This window comes from Winogradskyella wandonensis, from assembly GCF_004346845.1.
Classification (GTDB): Bacteria; Bacteroidota; Bacteroidia; order Flavobacteriales; family Flavobacteriaceae; genus Winogradskyella; species Winogradskyella wandonensis.
Window position 1 is genome coordinate 653,116 of record NZ_SMGI01000001.1, and the last position, 16,578, is coordinate 669,693.

A 16,578-nucleotide genomic window follows, 5' to 3' on the forward strand; every position below is an offset into this window, starting at 1 on the left:
ACAATATCCGCAGGACAATCGATAGTAGGCGGTTCATTATCCGTTACTACAACATTGAAAGAGCATTCTGCAGTTAGACCAGCAGTATCGGTTACCTCAAAAGTCACAAGAGTAGTTCCAACAGGGAAAGCGCTACCAGACGGAAGGCCAGCAGTTTGTATTACAGAAGCCACAGCACAGTTATCATCACCAGCAGGCGTAGCGAATGTCGCTACAGCCGAGCAGTTACCAGCATCGACGTTTAGGTTAATATCCGCAGGACAATCGATAGTAGGCGGTTCATTATCCGTTACTACAACATTGAAAGAGCATTCTGCAGTTAGACCAGCAGTATCGGTTACCTCAAAAGTCACAAGAGTAGTTCCAACAGGGAAAGCGCTACCAGACGGAAGGCCAGCAGTTTGTATTACAGAAGCTACGCCACAGTTATCATCACCAGCAGGCGTAGCGAATGTCGCTACAGCCGAGCAGTTACCAGCATCGACGTTTAGGTTAATATCCGCAGGACAATCGATAGTAGGCGGTTCATTATCTACTGCTGAAACTGTTTTTGTTATTGTCTGACTATTACAGTCGGCAATAGAACCATCAGCATCAGAAATTGTCAGTGTCACCGTATAGTCGTCTATATTATCATTTGCAGGAAATGTGTGTGTTGGATTTTTATCAGTACTAGTTGTGCCATCACCAAAATCCCAAGAATAGGTAATATCATTAACACCTGGAGGATTAGGATACGGGTCATTAGATGTTGCGTTAAAATTTATAGTATTGCCGCAGGCATCTGGTGAAAACGTGAAATCTCCTGTAATGGCTGGTAAAAAATCAAGATTTATATCTGTAAATATTGTTGCAGAAGCGTTTATACAATCAGGACCTAAGGGAAAAACAACAGTAATTCTAAATGTATAATTACCTGGGGTCGATACTGTAACGGTTGTATCTTCAGTATTATTAGGAGAAAACGTAGCCGTACCAGCTTGCGGTACAGGCGCTAGAGTCCATGTATATGATGTAACTGATATACCATCTTGTAGTCCATTAATAGTGGCGTCTAAGAAAGCCGAGTCGAAACAAACATCATTTCCAACTCCACCTATTACCGCAACATTAGGGTCTATTCGTGGTGTACCACCAACATTAATTAATTCAGCGAAGGTATAACATACATTACCACCACCAGAACATGCCGAATATTTAACAGAACCTATAATTATGGCTTTGTTATTACCACATGAGTTAGTTGTAGAACCAATGGCACCAGTGGTAGAGCCTACGTCAGTGACATTATCTATAACTAAGCCAGTGTCTTGGGGCAGTATTAAATCTGTATTATTTGTTGCCCATAGTATTTGGCCTTGGTCCTGAATAGTTATTCTATTAATATGATTAGGAATAACTTGTGTTCCGTTTAGAATAACAGCATAACCAGCAGGAATTATAACTTCCGTACAATTGTTTAAAACAGTTGTAGAATTAAGCCACGAAATAAAATCAGCACCAGTAATTTGATACTGATTAAATCCATTTATTCCATTGATGTAACCAAAATCTCCACTTTGTAAGATGTTTGGTTGATTGGCATCATTTACATCTAGAGTACATTGAGCATTTAAATTAGTTATACTCAATAGACTAAAAGCTAAAACGAAGTACAGGTTGTACTTCCAAATTTCCCTTAATGTAGTAGTTCTCATAACAGTTCTTAGTTATATCTTAACAGTCCTAAAAAGACTATAATTCTTATGTATAGCATTTTCAACCTTAGTAAATAAGGTCAATACTAATTACAATATGTTATGGGGGAAGAAATTAAAATACTCTTTGAGAGAGTATCTTTTGAATATTGATAATAGCTTAACAAAGCAACTAACAACAGTTTGTTTAAGCAAATAAAACTCGTTAAATGCTCATATATTCGACAAGAAGCAATGATTTACCATTAGTCGATTTTTTTGTACTTTTAATCGCCTTAAAGTTGTATTTAGTCTTGTTTGTTTTCTGAAAAATTTAGGTTTTAATCATTTTTTTTAAGCCGTAATCATCTAATTAGTGATAAGAATGGATAGCTTTAAGTTGTAACACTGACGCATTAATAAAAAATGTAAATTCAATTTGAATGAAGAGACTAATTTTAGTTAGACACGCTAAGTCGTCCTGGAAATACAACGTATCAGACAAAGAAAGGCCTTTAAAACAAAGAGGAGTAGATGATGCACTCCTCATTTCTAAAGAATTTTCTGGCAAGGGCATTATTGTAGATGCCGTTTACACTAGTCCGGCCAAGAGGGCACATACTACATGTACTATTTTTAAGCAAAATTTAAATTGGCCGAGTAGTAAAATCGAAATCGTAGACGATTTGTACGATTTCGGTGGTGAGTCTGTAATTAGGTATATTAACAACCTAAGCGACAGCTTAAATACAGTTGCTATTTTTGGTCATAACCATGCATTTACGACCATTGCCAACCAAATGGGAGACAAGTATATTGATAATTTACCGACTGCAGGTTTGGTACTTATTAAGTTTAATGTCGATTCGTGGAAATATGCCAAATATGGGCAGACAGAGCTTATTATGTTTCCAAGAGATTTTAGACCTTAAATTTTTAATAATTCCTTAGCACTTCTTTTTTTGAACAATTATATTTGAGGAAATCTTTCCTACATGACAAAAACCGAAAATAGTTATATAAATAGAGAATTAAGTTGGCTTCAGTTTAACGCAAGAGTTCTACAAGAGGCTGCAGACAAAAACGTTCCGTTAATTGAGCGCTTAAGATTTATAGGTATATTTTCTAATAATTTAGATGAGTTTTTTAAAGTGAGATACGCAACGATTAAGCGTATAGACCAGGCGGGTAAAGGAGGAAAGAGTCAGCTTGGTGGTATAAAAGCCAGTGATTTACTCCAGAAAATTACTGAAACAGTTATAGAGCATCAAAGTACGAGTTTAGAGATATTAGATAGTATTCATTCGGAATTAAAAAAAGAGAATATTTATATTATTAATGAAACTGAAATCGAAGAATTTCATCACGATTATATAAAAGACTATTTTTTTCAGAAGGTCAGTCCGGCTTTAGTTACAATTATATTAAACGACCAGATAGAGTTACCGTTGCTAAAGGATACAGCAGCTTATCTTGCAGTAAAAATGGAATTGACTAATGATGCACAACAATATGCTTTGTTAGAAATATCCAAGTCCATGGACAGGTTTGTAGTTCTGCCAGAGTATAATGGTAAGAGCTACATTATTTTAGTAGACGATTTGCTACGCTATTGTTTAAAAGATATTTTCAACATTTTTGATTATAAGTCCATTACCGCTAACATGATTAAAATCACCAGAGATGGAGAGCTCGATTTCGATAGTGATTTAAGCAAGAGTTTTATGGCTAAAATCTCCGATAGTGTAAGAGACCGCCAGATAGGAGAACCTGTGAGGTTTGTATATGATAAGACGATTGAGGAGGACACGTTAGAATTTTTAATGGATAAAATGGGTATCGATTCTAAAGACAGTGTTATTCCTGGTGGCCGCTACCATAATCGTCGAGATTACATGGGGTTTCCAAGTTTAGGAAGAAACGATTTACTCTACAGTGAAATAGAACCGCTTCCCATAAAAGGTTTAAGTCTTACCCAAAGCATTTTTAGTACTATTTCTAAAAAAGATTATATGGTACACGCGCCATATAATACATTTTCTTACGTCGTAAAGTTTCTTAGAGAAGCTGCGCTAGACCCTAAAGTACAATCGATTAAAATTACCATTTATCGCTTAGCCCAAATTTCTCATGTTGCAAGTTCCTTAATTAATGCGGCCAAAAATGGTAAGAGAGTAACTGTCTCCATAGAGTTAAGAGCACGTTTTGATGAAGAGGCAAATATTAAATATGCCGAGCAAATGCAAAGCGAAGGTGTGACTATGTTATTTGGAGTTACTGGTCTTAAAGTACATAGTAAAATGTGTGTTATCGAGAGAGAAGAAGGTTCTAAAATTAAGCGCTATGGCTTTGTTAGTACCGGAAACTTTAATGAAAATACCGCTAAGTTTTATACGGATTTTACGCTTTTAACATCCGACCAAAAATTACTAAAAGATTTAAATAAGGTTTTCAATTTTCTAGAAGTAAATTACAAGATATATAGGTATAAGCATATTATAACATCACCTCATTACACAAAAACCAAACTATTCGGACTAATCGATAAAGAAATCGAAAAAGCAAAGAGTGGAAAAGCAGGTTACATTCGATTAAAGATGAATAGCATTAGTAGCTACAACATGATTGATAAGCTATATGAAGCAAGTAGAAATGGCGTAAAAATACAAATGATTGTACGAGGCATCTGCTGTTTAGTGCCAGGGATTGAAGGAATGAGCGAAAATATTGAGGTTATAAGTATTGTTGATAAATTTTTAGAACATACCCGATTATATATTTTTGGTAATAATACCGATTCAAAAATATACATTTCGTCTGCGGATTGGATGACAAGAAATATCGAGACTAGAGTTGAAGTTACATGTCCAATTTACGATGAAGACATAAAGGCAGAGTTACTAGATATGTTCGATATATATTGGAGCGATAATGTAAAAGCAAGAGTCATTAACCAAAGTCAAGATAATAGTTATAGGATAACCAATACCCAGAAAAAGATTCGTTCGCAATTCGAAGTGTACGACTATTATAAAAATAAACTGAACGATTAGTATGCTGAAGATTGAAAAATATGGAGCTATCGACATTGGTTCTAACGCTGTAAGGCTTTTGGTAACCAGTATTATAGAGCAAGAAGATAAGCCAGTAATCTTTAAGAAAAACGCATTAGTTCGAGTTCCTATTAGGCTTGGTGCAGATGTGTTTATTTCGGGTTCAATTTCAGATTATAACATTCAAAGAATCAAAGATACGATGACCGCGTTCTACTTGTTAATGAAGTCTCATGGCATCGCAAAATACAAAGCATGTGCAACATCGGCTATGCGAGAGGCATCTAATGGAGCAGAAGTTTGTAAATTGGTAGAAAAGGAAAGTAATATAAAAATTGATGTTATTGATGGCGAAGAGGAGGCCACAATTATAGCTGCAACAGATTTACACAAGTTTATAAATCCAGACAAAACCTATTTATACGTAGATGTTGGTGGTGGTAGCACTGAATTCTCTATTATTCACAATTCCGAGAAAGTCGAATCTAAATCGTTCCGAATAGGAACGGTACGCTTGTTAAACGATAGTGTTAAAAACGAAACTTGGCGAGCATTGGAAAACTGGATTAAAAGCAATACTAAGAGTTTTGATAAAATTGAGCTTATCGGTTCTGGAGGAAACATCAATAAAATTTTTAAAATATCTGGAAAAGATATTGGTAAGCCTCTGTCTTATTTTTATTTAACAAGCTATTATAACGAGCTACAAAATTACAGTTACGAAGAACGAATCACCGAACTAAATCTTAATCAAGATAGAGCAGATGTAATTATACCAGCGTTGCGCATATATCTTTCTGCAATGAAGTGGAGTGGAGCTAAGGACATACTTGTACCAAAAATTGGGCTGTCAGATGGTATTATAAAAAGTATATACTATGAATCGATAAAGAGTATAGATTTGTGATGATTACCGTTTATCCTGTTTTTTTTAACAAAAGTCTAATAATTAGACTACTATAACATATTCAACTTATATTCGTATTGATAAATAATCAACTCTTATGAAAAAAATTGTACTTACGTCGTTTTTATTGCTATCACTAGCTTTTTGTTTTTCTCAGGGATATGAAACAACACGTTATGGTGTTAGGGCTGGTGTAAATATTTCTAATTTAGATTTTGATCCTGCTCCTGTATCGAGAAACATGCATAGAAATGGTTTTTATTTTGGTGGCTTTGCAGAGTTTTCATTATCAGAAACCTTGTGGCTAAATACAGAATTGCAATGGTCCGCAGAAGGTGCTAAGGAAGAGGATTGGAGAGCTAATTATCTCAATTTACCTATTCAACTAAGATTTCAGATTGGAAATAATTTTATGATTGGTGCTGGACCACAAATTGGCGTAAAAACATGGAAAAGTGCGGATGCTTACGATACAATAAGATTTTCAGGTGTTGGCGGTATAGAATATAAGTTTTTAGAAGATTATTTTATAGACGTGCGTGCTGGCTATGATTTTAAGAACTTACTAGACGAAAGTTTAGCTCCTTTAGAGGCAACGCAATTCACAATTCAGGTAGGTGTAGGAATAAAAATCTAATAAGTACAAATGATATTAAATAAAAAGCCTCTTGTGATGTAAACAAGAGGCTTTTTTTATCCGTGTATGGTCTCTTTATTGCCTAACGACTTCATAATTTTAGCTTCGTAATCTAACAGTGCTTGCCATTTAGCATTTACTTCTTTTTTATCACCGTATTGTCTGGCAAATTTTAGAAACATTGTGTAATGGCCAGCTTCACTAATCATTAACTTTCGGTAGAATTTTGCTAGTCTTTTATCTGCAAGTTCTTCAGAAAGCAATCTAAAACGTTCGCAACTTCTAGCTTCTATTAGAGCAGCATAAAGTAATCTATGAACCAGTTGAGTTGTTCTACTTCCGCCTTTTGGGAAAAACTTTAGTAGTTGTAAAACATAATCATCTTTTCTGTCTCTGCCAAGTGTCCAACCACGTTCTATAATTAAGTCGTGCACCATTTTAAAATGACTCATTTCTTCGTTCACCAAATCAGTCATTTCCTTTACAAGTTCTGTATATTCTGGGAAGCTTACAATTAAAGAAATTGCTGTACTTGCCGCTTTTTGTTCGCAATAAGCGTGGTCGGTTAAAATATCTTCGATGTTTTTTTCAACAATATTAACCCATCTTGGGTCAGTTGGTAATTTTAAACCTAGCATTTTATAGTAAATTTTCTTTTGTCAAAGATAAGGTGTAATTACCATTTTTATCAATAGAGAGCTTCATCGATTTGCAATCGTACGATTCTACGGTACATAAATTAATATCTAGAACAACCTTATTCTCATAGTTTTGATACTGATTTAACCATACACCTCTTATGTTAGACAATAATGCAAAATCTTTAATTGTGTTATTTTCTGATATTAAGAAGTCCTTATCAATAATATCTTCAAAAACCTTTTTATTCTTATGGAAGATAACGACCTCGCTATTTATGGCTCTATATTTTTTGTTATAAGTTATTGAGTCTTTAAGCTCTGACTTAGGGATATAAGTTTTCATATTTGTAAATGTTTTAATCTTAACATTAAAACCATTACTTAAAGTGGTATCAATATCTATTTCTCTGTAAGCTTCAGGTATGTAATTAGTTTCTTCTATATAATGTGAAGTTGTATAAGTTTTAATACTTTCTGATAACGAACGTTTCATGGTTTTTCTTCCCTCACAGGCTGTAAGGCCAATAAGAGCCATGCATAAAAGAAGTATAGGGGTTCGCATAGTTTTAAACGTCTAGTCCAAAAGTTTTCTTTAGGAGGTCTATATTAGGGTTTTTCTCTTTTAGTTTTTGATATTTTTCTTGCGGTGTAAAAGCATACTTTTTAGCAACTTCTTCATTCACAGTAATTTTAAGATGAAGGTCGTAATTTTTACACGCTTTTCTAAGATAGGCTAGAAGTGGATATTGTGCGCGTTCCAATTCAATCTTATTGGTGTTATTGGAATAGGTGATGCAAATTGCAGTATCGTCTAGCTTTGGCACCTCCATTTCCATTATAGAAGCCATTATCTTTTCACCTTTTTTATGAAGTGATTTTATATAAGCGTTCCAAGCATCTAAAAATTGTTCTTGAGAGACAGGTTCTTTCGGTAAATTTTCCTCGTCGATAACAACATCCATTTGCTTAATTAGATGCTCTTTTTTCTCACGGATACTTTTAAGCGAAAGTCCAGATGTAACTTTTGTCGGATTATTTATAGATAGTTTGGGTAGCGGTATTGATTCCTGAGGTTCACTATGTTTAGTAATCTCCGTTGTATTCGTATTTAATTTTAAAGTTTCTCTTTCTTTAGTAGGTTCTGATTGTTGTTCTGATTTAGATTCAGGTTTTGCCACAGGTATTGGGACAATTCCTTTAGCTTTAAAATAAGAAGGCGGAATTATGTAATGTCTGCTATTTTTTTTTTCTCCATCGAAAGTGATAGAGGCCAATTGCATTAAAGCTAACTCAACAAGCAGTCTTTGGTTTTTACTGTTTTTATATTTTAAGTCACAGTCGTTAGCAATGTCAATACCTTTAATTAGTAAGTTCTGAGAGCATTTCTGAGACTGCTCTATATATTTGGTTTTTGTGTCGTCTCCGACTTCTAGAAGTTCTATAGTTGATGGGTTCTTGCAAACCAATAAGTCTCTAAAATGTGAAGCTAAACCAGCAATATAGTGATGTCCGTCGAATCCTTTTGAAAGAACCGTATTAAAATGAACGAGTAATCCGGGAATCTTATTTTCTAAAATTAAATCTGTACTTGTAAAATACGTTTCGTAATCCAGAACATTTAGATTTTCTGTAACCGCTTGGCGTGTTAAATTTTTACCAGAAAAACTAACCACACGGTCAAAAATAGACAATGCATCTCGCATAGCGCCATCTGCTTTTTGAGCGATAATATGCAAGGCATCGTCTTCGGCCGTGATACCTTGTTCTTCTGCGATGTATTTAAGATAGTCTTTGGCGTCTTTTACCGTAATTCGCTTAAAATCAAAAATTTGACAACGAGAAAGAATCGTAGGAATTATTTTATGCTTTTCTGTAGTTGCTAAAATAAAAATACAATGCTTTGGTGGTTCTTCTAGCGTTTTAAGAAAAGCGTTGAATGCAGCTTGGGATAGCATATGAACCTCGTCAATGATATAGACTTTATATTTACCGACCTGTGGTGGAATACGCACTTGGTCTGTTAAATTTCTTATATCGTCAACTGAGTTATTAGAGGCGGCGTCTAGCTCAAAAATATTAAAGGCAAAATCTTCATCTTCACTTGTAAGACCATCGCTATTTATCATTTTAGCTAGGATACGAGCACAGGTAGTTTTACCAACACCACGCGGTCCAGTAAATAACAAAGCTTGGGCCAAGTGATTATTTTCAATAGCATTTAAAAGCGTATTTGTAATAGCCTGCTGACCCACAACATCTTTAAATGTCTGAGGTCTATACTTCCTGGCCGATACTACAAAATGTTCCATAAAAAACTACTGAATTACAAATTTAATAATAAGGATGAAATAGTAATTTTCAGAGGACTAAATTTAATAGGAGTTATTAACAATTTAATTACTTTTGCAGCAGTAAATCGCCTTATCGCTCGCGTTCTAAACCAAGTTTAGTACTTGAGAGGAAAGTCCGAACACCATAGTGCATTATAGTGGTTAACAGCCATCCACCGTGAGGTGAGGAAAAGTGCAACAGAAAGAATGTACAGGTAATGCTGTAGTGAAATCAGGTAAACTCTATAAGGTGCAATGTCATGTAAACCAGCGTTAAGGGCTGCACGTCCGATTGCTGGAGGGTAGACAGCTAGAGTTTATTGGTAACAATAAATGTAGATAAATGATAAGGGTACTGGTATGATTTGTCAGAGCCAGTATACAGAATTCGGCTTATAGATTTACTAATTTTAACAAGCCTTTTACTATGGTAGAAGGCTTTGTTATTTTTTAGCCGCTTCAAAAAAGCTAAACGTATTTCCGCCGTAACTTTTAGATAAATTGTAATAGTCTAGCTTGCTTAAATCTGTATGTTTAGAATGTTCTACTATTAGTAATCCATCCTCTTCAAGTAATTTATTGTTAAATACAAATTCTGGTATTTTAGCAAATGCTTCCAAGCCAAAATCGTATGGAGGATCTGCAAAGATTATCGTAAATTGTTGTTTTGAATTTTCAAGGAACTTAAAGACATCACTTTTTACAGTTTTTATAGGCATGTCAAAATCCTCCGCTGTTTTATTTATAAACTTTATGCAGCCAAAATTAGCATCAACAGCCAAAATATTTTCTGTACCACGAGAGGCAAATTCGTAGCTAATATTACCAGTTCCCGAGAATAGGTCTAAAACAGATATATCATCAAAATAGTATCTATTATTCAGAATATTAAATAAGGCCTCTTTAGCCATGTCTGTGGTAGGCCTTACAGGCAATTGCTTAGGAGCTTGTATTTTTCGACCCTTAAACTGTCCTGAAATTATTCGCATTAAAGCTGTTTTTAATTAAAAAATCTTTAGAATTTTCTAAGATAGAGACGTGTCTTATATATTTGTAGGCTATTTGGTAAAATTCATCTTCCTTACTTATATCACCCGTAAACTTTAATTCTATACTATCTGGATTAAGGTGTTTTTGCTCGCAAGTAAAAAGCAGATAATAAATGAAATCTTCTGGTGTCGTAAATTCAAAATAATTGTAAAATTCTACAGAATTTCCTCTTCTAAGAAGAACTTGCATGGATTGGTTTTCCATATTCACAAAAAGAACCGCATCATCCACTTCCTCCGAAATACAGCCTGTTGCCTCTATAAAAATAGTAGAGGCGTGGGTATAAGAGAATTCACCAAAGGTTTCAAAAATGTAATTATTGATATTAATGTAGGGAACGTAAACCGATACCATTTGGTTGTCTTTTAGTACATCCGAGGCAATAAAGTCTGTTTTTAAGATTTTAGAATTATACTTTAGATATTCGGCATTCAAAGCTTCGTCATAAAGGGCATAAGGAACTAGACTAGCGAGTTCGTTATAGTGTATAACACTAACGCTATTAAATTCTTCTGAAAAGACGGTATTAGAGGCTAACTCATCTTTTAGCCGATTAAGTACATCAAAAGGTGTTAGTTTCTCTCCAAAAGACATAGAACTTAGATGTTCTAACTTTTGAGACGATTTATTAAGAACGCAAAAAGAAAGTCCATTCAATTTAACTTGAATGGACATATCTTTAAATTGTTTTTTAGTCAAAACTATTCTTTTTTGTTTTTGGCAAAGTTTTTAGGCCAGTTACCAGCTGTGCTAATTTCGTTCATAGAACCTACAACTATTTTTGGTCCATTAACACCGTCCACAGACACCGTTTGCTTTTCATTAGCTACCAAGTTCTTATCCTGGTCGTGTAACACAACGGCTTTGTCAACGCTAGCTTCAAAAACAGGAATATCATCTATAGTACCAGCTTTTAATTCAAACTTAGCACCTTCTGCACCGACACCAACATTCATAATTTTGGTATGGTCTACTTTTTTAAATAGAGAATCTTTAACCGAATAATAATCTAAGGTATCGATTAACGTTATTGTTTTAAACATATCAATACCATAACGGCGACTTTGCTCATCATCTCTGACTGTACTGTCGCGTCTTTGTGTAATTGGCACTTGAGCCGTATCGATAAAACGAATTAAATTATCGTACTTATCTGTATACTTTCCGTTAACATCTTTGTAGGCTATTTGTGCTTTTTGAATATCTATAAGTCTATCTACAACAACTTGATAGCGCTCGTCTTTAATTTTCTCAAATCTTAACTCGTCATAAACTGAATTAAAAGTAATGTAGCCCAAATAAACAATTAAAGCCCAAAGTACTAAGTTTAGAACTGGCTTAATTTTTTTAGGAACAAATTTATCTATTAACCAAACGATTAGTATAGTTAGGAGAATAATAGCAACAATTGCGAGAATTACTTTTAACATAGTTAGTTTATTTTATTAGGTCTTTCGCAAATCTACAATTTTTTTTTGTTCACAAAAACATAATAAATAAAAATAATTAAGGACAACTTGTGCAACGCATAAAAGTGAATATATAATAGTATCTTGCCATTTAGTTTTACAGTATTAATGATAGAAAAACCATCAGATTTTTACAGACTAATTAAGTCTAAGTTTCCTTTTCAACCTACTGAAAAACAAGATATTGTATTAATGCAATTATCCGAGTTTATTTTTGATAAGAATCCCAGTTCGTTATACTTACTAAAAGGGTTTGCAGGAACAGGGAAAACTAGCATTATCGGAACAATGGTGGCCCATTTATGGCAAGCAAAAGTAAGTGCAGTTCTTTTAGCCCCAACCGGACGTGCTGCAAAGGTTATTTCTAACTACTCTAATAAGGAAGCCTTTACTATTCATAAAAAGATTTACTTTCCTAAGAAAGAGAAAGGTGGAGGCGTAAAGTTTGTTATGCAACCTAACAAGCATCGTAATACCATTTTTATTGTAGATGAAGCCTCTATGATACCGGATACACCAGCAGACTCAAAGCTTTTCGAAAATGGTTCGCTTTTAGACGATTTAATTCAGTATGTGTATTCTGGGCATAAATGTAAATTGCTGTTAATAGGCGATACGGCACAATTACCACCTGTTAAGTCTGAGTTAAGTCCAGCACTGGATGCTTCAAAATTAGACCTAAATTATAATAAAGCTGTGCAGTCCGTAGAGTTGGATGAAGTGGTGCGCCAAGAGCAAGATTCTGGCATATTAGATAATGCCACAGAGTTAAGAGCAGTTTTAGAAAGTAATTTTTATGACAGCTTTAAATTTAATGTGAATCCTTACAAAGATATTGTAAGGCTTATTGATGGTCACGAAATCATGGACGCTATAAACGACTCGTACAGTAATTTAGGATACGAGGAAACCGCCATTATTGTTAGGAGTAATAAACGTGCAAATTTATACAACCAACAAATCCGTAATAGAATTCTTTTTAATGAAAGTGAGTTGTCAGCAGGAGATTATCTCATGGTGGTTAAGAATAATTATTTTTGGATAAAACCAACGACCGAAGCTGGTTTTATTGCTAATGGTGATATTATCGAGGTTTTGGAGATTTTTAGTATTAAAGAACTCTACGGTTTTAAATTTGCCGAGGTTAAAGTAAAAATGGTCGATTATCCTAGAATGCGTCCTTTTGAGACGGTTTTACTTTTAGATACTATTTCTTCCGAAAGTGCATCTTTAACTTACGATGAGTCTAATCGACTCTATCAAGAAGTTGCTAAAGACTACGCCAACGAAGCATCAAACTACAAGCGTTTTTTGGGTGTAAAGAATAATAAGTTTTTTAATGCTTTACAAGTTAAGTTTTCTTATGCCATTACTTGTCATAAGTCTCAAGGTGGACAATGGCATACTATTTTTGTTGAGCAACCCTATTTGCCCAATGGACCAGACAGAGATTATATTAGATGGTTATATACGGCTGTAACAAGAGCAAAAGAAAAGTTATATCTCATTGGTTTTAAGGATGATTCTTTTGTAGAATAGCTTTTATCAATTCAAACTATTATTTTTGATTAACAAAACAACCTTTAGATGAAAGTTATTGCTATGATTCCTGCGCGTTATGCAGCTTCACGATTTCCTGCAAAATTAATGCAGGATTTAGCTGGTAAAACGGTGATTACTAGGACTTATGAGGCGACAGTTGCTACAGGCTTATTTTCAGAAGTCTATGTTGTTACAGATAGCGCAGTTATTTTCGATGAAATCACGTCGAATAATGGCAAAGCGATTATGAGTATAAAGGAACACCAGTCTGGTAGTGACCGAATTGCAGAAGCTGTAGCAAATATCGATTGTGATATCGTAGTCAATGTGCAAGGCGACGAGCCTTTTACAGAGCGTCAGAGCTTAGCTAAAGTATTAGATGTTTTTAAGGATGATCAAGAAAAAGTTATCGATTTAGCTTCCCTTATGGTAGAAATTAAAGATTGGGAAGAGATTGAAAACCCAAATACGGTAAAAGTAATCGTAGACCAGAATAATTTTGCACTTTATTTTTCTAGAAGCCCTATTCCTTATCCACGTGATAAAAGCATTACATCACGATATTTTAAACATAAAGGAATTTATGCCTTTAGAAAGCAAGCGTTATTAGATTTTACTGTTTTGCCTATGCAGTTTTTAGAGGCTACCGAAAAGATAGAATGTATTAGGTACTTAGAATACGGAAAGCGCATTAAAATGGTAGAAACTAATGTACAAGGTGTAGAAATTGATACACCCGAAGATTTAGAACGTGCTAAAAAACTTTGGGCAAATTGAATGTAGATTACAGAAATATAAAAGTTATTGGGTTTGACGCAGACGACACACTCTGGGTTAACGAAACCTATTTTAGAGACGCAGAGCAGGAGTTTGCTCAGTTATTATCTCAGTTTGAAACAGCAAATAAGATAGACCAAGAGCTTTTTAAAATGGAAATGAAAAATCTACCGATTTACGGTTACGGTGTAAAAGGTTTTGTGCTTTCTATGGTAGAAATAGCTTTAGAATTGTCTAACTATACCGTATCTAGTAAAACAATAGAGAAAATATTAGATATTGGTAAAGACATGATAAACAAGCCTGTAGAAATATTAGAGGATGTTGAAGATACTTTAAAATCACTATCTAAAGAATACAAACTAATTTTGGCTACAAAAGGCGATTTACTAGACCAAGAACGGAAATTAGAGAAATCAGGATTGATAGATTATTTTCATCATATCGAAGTGTTGAGCGAGAAGGAGGCTACAAACTATTCCAAGTTACTAGGGCATTTAGATATTAAGCCGTCAGAGTTTCTAATGGTGGGCAATTCTTTAAAATCCGATATTTTGCCTTTGGTAGCAATTGGAGCCAAAGCTATTCATGTACCGTTTCATACAACATGGCAGCACGAAAGAGTGTCTAAAAAAGAAGCGGATGATGCAGATTACGTAACTGTTAAGTCTATAGGCGAAATCCCTAAACTTTTAAGTTCTTAGGGTAAATATGTATTAGCAAACATCAATATTATTTAAAACTATAGGTAGAACGTGTAAGTATTTATATTTTTGTTTTAGAAATTGAATTAATGAGTTATAAGAATTTTCCGATGGTTTCTCGTGTCATGTTTGGCAGAGGTAGTTTTAATCAATTAGATGAAATTATCTCAGCTAAACGTAAAGGTCGTGAAACTCCTTTTATATATTATGTCGATGATGTTTTTAAAGGAAATCATTGGTTAACTTCTAGGATTAGTTTATCTTATAAGGATAAAATAATATACGTTCCAACAGCAGAGGAACCCAAAACCTCGCAAATAGACGAGTATGTCGAAGATTTGATTTTAGAATTTAGCGAGCGCCCATCTGGTATTATTGGTATTGGTGGTGGCATAGTTTTAGATATTGCAAAAGCCGTATCACTAATGCTAACAAACCCAGGAGAATCTAAAGATTATCAAGGTTGGGATTTGGTAAAAAACCCAGCAATTTATCATGTTGGAATTCCTACAATATCTGGCACAGGCGCTGAAGTGTCTAGAACAACAATACTAACTGGGCCAGAACGTAAATTAGGGATTAATAGCGATTACACACCTTTCGACCAAGTTATTTTAGACCCAGAATTAACCAAAGATGTACCAAAAGACCAATGGTTTTATACGGGTATGGATTGTTTTGTGCATTGTGTAGAATCGCTCAACGGAAGTTATTTAAATGCCTTTAGCCAATCTTACGGTGAGAAAGCTTTCCAAATATGTAAAGAGGTATTTCTAAGCGATAATCTTAATGCGGAAGAAGCTCAAGACAAATTAATGATGGCGTCTTGGCATGGTGGTATGAGTATCGCTTACTCTCAAGTCGGTGTGGCTCACGCTATGAGTTATGGACTCGGGTTTTTATTGGGCATAAAACACGGTTTAGGTAATTGTATCGTTTTCGACCATTTAGAAGAATTTTATCCAGATGGCGTTAAATTGTTTAAAGAGATGAAACAAAAGCATAATATCGAATTACCTAAAGGCGTTTGTGCTAATCTCGAGGACGAAGAGTTTGATATTATGATTGATGTAGCCTTAAGTCTTGAACCTTTGTGGGAAAACGCTGTTGGTAAAAATTGGAAAGAGACTATAACTCGTAAAAAATTAAAAGCGCTTTATCTAAAAATGTAGTATGAAGGCGCTTGCAAGGTTTCTATATTTTAAGGTATTTGGCTGGAAAGTCGTTGGAAACACTAATTTTTCGAAGGACACAGTTAAAAAAGCGGTTATCATAGCAGCACCTCATACCAGCTGGCACGATTTTTTTGTTGGGCTTTATCTTAGAAAAATTACTGGAGTTAAAACCAATTTTATTGGAAAAAAAGAACTGTTCGTATGGCCTTTTAATTATTATTTTAAAGCCATAGGTGGACGTCCCGTAGATAGAACGCCAGGACAAAATAAAGTTGAAGCTATAGCAAAATTATTTGAAGGCGAGGACGAATTCCGATTAACTCTTGCGCCAGAAGGTACGCGAAAGAAGGTGAGCGAGTGGAAAACAGGTTTTTATTATATCGCAAAAGTAGCCAATGTTCCAATTATCATGTTTACTTTAGATTTTAAGAATAAGCAAAATAAAATTTCAGAACCTTTTTATCCAACGGATGATAAGGATGCAGATTTTGCATTTATGCATGCTTTTTATGAGGGTGTTGTAGGAAAGGTGCCTGACTATTCCTAAATCTAGTTTGGCACAAGGTTTGATTTATTATAAATGTAATGAAACATAAAATAAACCCCAGTGTCAATAG

General features: G+C 34.4%; 16 protein-coding genes and 1 other RNA gene. 10 read left to right on the forward strand and 7 right to left on the reverse strand.

Annotated features, from left to right (window positions below):
• A partial coding sequence (locus tag DFQ05_RS13590; protein WP_158281889.1) for an HYR domain-containing protein occupies positions 1–1,697 on the reverse strand: 1,697 nt, incomplete at its 3' end.
• Positions 1,698–2,119: 422 nt separating this feature from the next.
• Between DFQ05_RS13590 and DFQ05_RS03025 the strand changes: the two genes are divergently transcribed.
• From DFQ05_RS03025 to DFQ05_RS03040, 4 genes are all read left to right on the forward strand, one after another.
• Positions 2,120–2,608: a SixA phosphatase family protein gene (locus DFQ05_RS03025; RefSeq protein WP_132703444.1), complete on the forward strand. Its 489-nt coding sequence runs from the start codon at positions 2,120–2,122 to the stop codon at positions 2,606–2,608.
• Positions 2,609–2,671: 63 nt separating this feature from the next.
• Positions 2,672–4,729, forward strand: coding sequence for a polyphosphate kinase 1 (gene ppk1, locus DFQ05_RS03030; protein WP_132703446.1), 2,058 nt, complete (start codon positions 2,672–2,674; stop codon positions 4,727–4,729).
• Position 4,730: 1 nt separating this feature from the next.
• Positions 4,731–5,636, forward strand: coding sequence for a Ppx/GppA phosphatase family protein (locus DFQ05_RS03035; protein ID WP_132703448.1), 906 nt, complete (start codon positions 4,731–4,733; stop codon positions 5,634–5,636).
• 97 nt (positions 5,637–5,733) lie between these two features.
• Positions 5,734–6,273, forward strand: coding sequence for a porin family protein (locus DFQ05_RS03040; protein ID WP_132703450.1), 540 nt, complete (start codon positions 5,734–5,736; stop codon positions 6,271–6,273).
• A gap of 56 nt (positions 6,274–6,329) precedes the next feature.
• On the opposite strand, the gene DFQ05_RS03045 is transcribed toward DFQ05_RS03040, so the two are convergent.
• From DFQ05_RS03045 to DFQ05_RS03055, 3 genes are read right to left on the reverse strand one after another with little or no spacing between them, the layout of a single operon-like run.
• Positions 6,330–6,911, reverse strand: a complete 582-nt coding sequence (locus tag DFQ05_RS03045; protein ID WP_132703452.1) for a MiaE family protein — start codon at positions 6,909–6,911, stop codon at positions 6,330–6,332.
• A gap of 1 nt (position 6,912) precedes the next feature.
• Positions 6,913–7,476: a hypothetical protein gene (locus DFQ05_RS03050; protein WP_132703454.1), complete on the reverse strand. Its 564-nt coding sequence runs from the start codon at positions 7,474–7,476 to the stop codon at positions 6,913–6,915.
• A 4-nt stretch (positions 7,477–7,480) separates the two neighbouring features.
• Positions 7,481–9,223 carry a DNA polymerase III subunit gamma/tau gene (locus DFQ05_RS03055; protein ID WP_132703456.1) on the reverse strand — a complete coding sequence of 581 codons (1,743 nt, stop codon included), beginning with the start codon at positions 9,221–9,223 and terminating at the stop codon, positions 7,481–7,483.
• Between the two features lie 99 nt (positions 9,224–9,322).
• Between DFQ05_RS03055 and rnpB the strand changes: the two genes are divergently transcribed.
• Positions 9,323–9,656: RNase P RNA component class A (gene rnpB / locus DFQ05_RS03060), an RNA gene on the forward strand.
• Positions 9,657–9,687: 31 nt separating this feature from the next.
• Here the strand turns inward: rnpB and rsmD are convergent.
• Genes rsmD through DFQ05_RS03075 form a run of 3 tightly spaced genes read right to left on the reverse strand, consistent with a single transcriptional unit; the run spans position 9,688 to position 11,724 of the window.
• On the reverse strand, positions 9,688–10,233 hold the full coding sequence (gene rsmD, locus DFQ05_RS03065; RefSeq protein WP_132703458.1) for a 16S rRNA (guanine(966)-N(2))-methyltransferase RsmD: 546 nt from the start codon (positions 10,231–10,233) through the stop codon (positions 9,688–9,690).
• Positions 10,208–10,993 carry a DUF3822 family protein gene (locus DFQ05_RS03070; RefSeq protein WP_158281890.1) on the reverse strand — a complete coding sequence of 262 codons (786 nt, stop codon included), beginning with the start codon at positions 10,991–10,993 and terminating at the stop codon, positions 10,208–10,210. The genes rsmD and DFQ05_RS03070 overlap by 26 nt, the downstream gene beginning before the upstream one ends.
• Before the next feature lie 2 nt (positions 10,994–10,995).
• Positions 10,996–11,724, reverse strand: coding sequence for a hypothetical protein (locus DFQ05_RS03075; RefSeq protein WP_132703462.1), 729 nt, complete (start codon positions 11,722–11,724; stop codon positions 10,996–10,998).
• Positions 11,725–11,871: 147 nt separating this feature from the next.
• Here DFQ05_RS03075 and DFQ05_RS03080 point away from each other — a divergent pair, with 147 nt between their 5' ends.
• The 5 genes from DFQ05_RS03080 (at position 11,872) to DFQ05_RS03100 (ending at position 16,508) form a co-directional block, all read left to right on the forward strand.
• Positions 11,872–13,302 carry an ATP-dependent DNA helicase gene (locus tag DFQ05_RS03080; protein WP_132703464.1) on the forward strand — a complete coding sequence of 477 codons (1,431 nt, stop codon included), beginning with the start codon at positions 11,872–11,874 and terminating at the stop codon, positions 13,300–13,302.
• Between the two features lie 48 nt (positions 13,303–13,350).
• Positions 13,351–14,082 carry a 3-deoxy-manno-octulosonate cytidylyltransferase gene (kdsB, locus tag DFQ05_RS03085; protein ID WP_132703466.1) on the forward strand — a complete coding sequence of 244 codons (732 nt, stop codon included), beginning with the start codon at positions 13,351–13,353 and terminating at the stop codon, positions 14,080–14,082.
• Entirely contained in the window at positions 14,079–14,786 is a 708-nt protein-coding gene (locus DFQ05_RS03090; protein WP_132704138.1) for an HAD family hydrolase, read from the forward strand. Before kdsB ends, DFQ05_RS03090 begins: the two co-directional genes overlap by 4 nt.
• Positions 14,787–14,875: 89 nt before the next feature.
• Positions 14,876–15,958, forward strand: coding sequence for an iron-containing alcohol dehydrogenase family protein (locus tag DFQ05_RS03095; protein ID WP_241974198.1), 1,083 nt, complete (start codon positions 14,876–14,878; stop codon positions 15,956–15,958).
• A 1-nt stretch (position 15,959) separates the two neighbouring features.
• The gene (locus DFQ05_RS03100; protein ID WP_132703468.1) at positions 15,960–16,508 is read left to right on the forward strand and encodes a 1-acyl-sn-glycerol-3-phosphate acyltransferase; all 549 of its coding nucleotides are present in this window, start codon (positions 15,960–15,962) and stop codon (positions 16,506–16,508) included.
• The last annotated feature ends 70 nt before the right edge of the window (positions 16,509–16,578 follow it).

Bases quoted from the DNA above. Each gene is read 5' to 3' on its own strand.
- DFQ05_RS03025 (WP_132703444.1), top strand. From the start codon at position 2,120: ATGAAGAGACTAATTTTAGTTAGACACGCTAAGTCGTCCTGGAAATAC.
- ppk1 (WP_132703446.1), top strand. From the start codon at position 2,672: ATGACAAAAACCGAAAATAGTTATATAAATAGAGAATTAAGTTGGCTT.
- DFQ05_RS03035 (WP_132703448.1), top strand. From the start codon at position 4,731: ATGCTGAAGATTGAAAAATATGGAGCTATCGACATTGGTTCTAACGCT.
- DFQ05_RS03040 (WP_132703450.1), top strand. From the start codon at position 5,734: ATGAAAAAAATTGTACTTACGTCGTTTTTATTGCTATCACTAGCTTTT.
- DFQ05_RS03045 (WP_132703452.1), bottom strand. From the start codon at position 6,911: ATGCTAGGTTTAAAATTACCAACTGACCCAAGATGGGTTAATATTGTT.
- DFQ05_RS03050 (WP_132703454.1), bottom strand. From the start codon at position 7,476: ATGCGAACCCCTATACTTCTTTTATGCATGGCTCTTATTGGCCTTACA.
- DFQ05_RS03055 (WP_132703456.1), bottom strand. From the start codon at position 9,223: ATGGAACATTTTGTAGTATCGGCCAGGAAGTATAGACCTCAGACATTT.
- rsmD (WP_132703458.1), bottom strand. From the start codon at position 10,233: ATGCGAATAATTTCAGGACAGTTTAAGGGTCGAAAAATACAAGCTCCT.
- DFQ05_RS03075 (WP_132703462.1), bottom strand. From the start codon at position 11,724: ATGTTAAAAGTAATTCTCGCAATTGTTGCTATTATTCTCCTAACTATA.
- DFQ05_RS03080 (WP_132703464.1), top strand. From the start codon at position 11,872: ATGATAGAAAAACCATCAGATTTTTACAGACTAATTAAGTCTAAGTTT.
- kdsB (WP_132703466.1), top strand. From the start codon at position 13,351: ATGAAAGTTATTGCTATGATTCCTGCGCGTTATGCAGCTTCACGATTT.
- DFQ05_RS03095 (WP_241974198.1), top strand. From the start codon at position 14,876: ATGAGTTATAAGAATTTTCCGATGGTTTCTCGTGTCATGTTTGGCAGA.
- DFQ05_RS03100 (WP_132703468.1), top strand. From the start codon at position 15,960: ATGAAGGCGCTTGCAAGGTTTCTATATTTTAAGGTATTTGGCTGGAAA.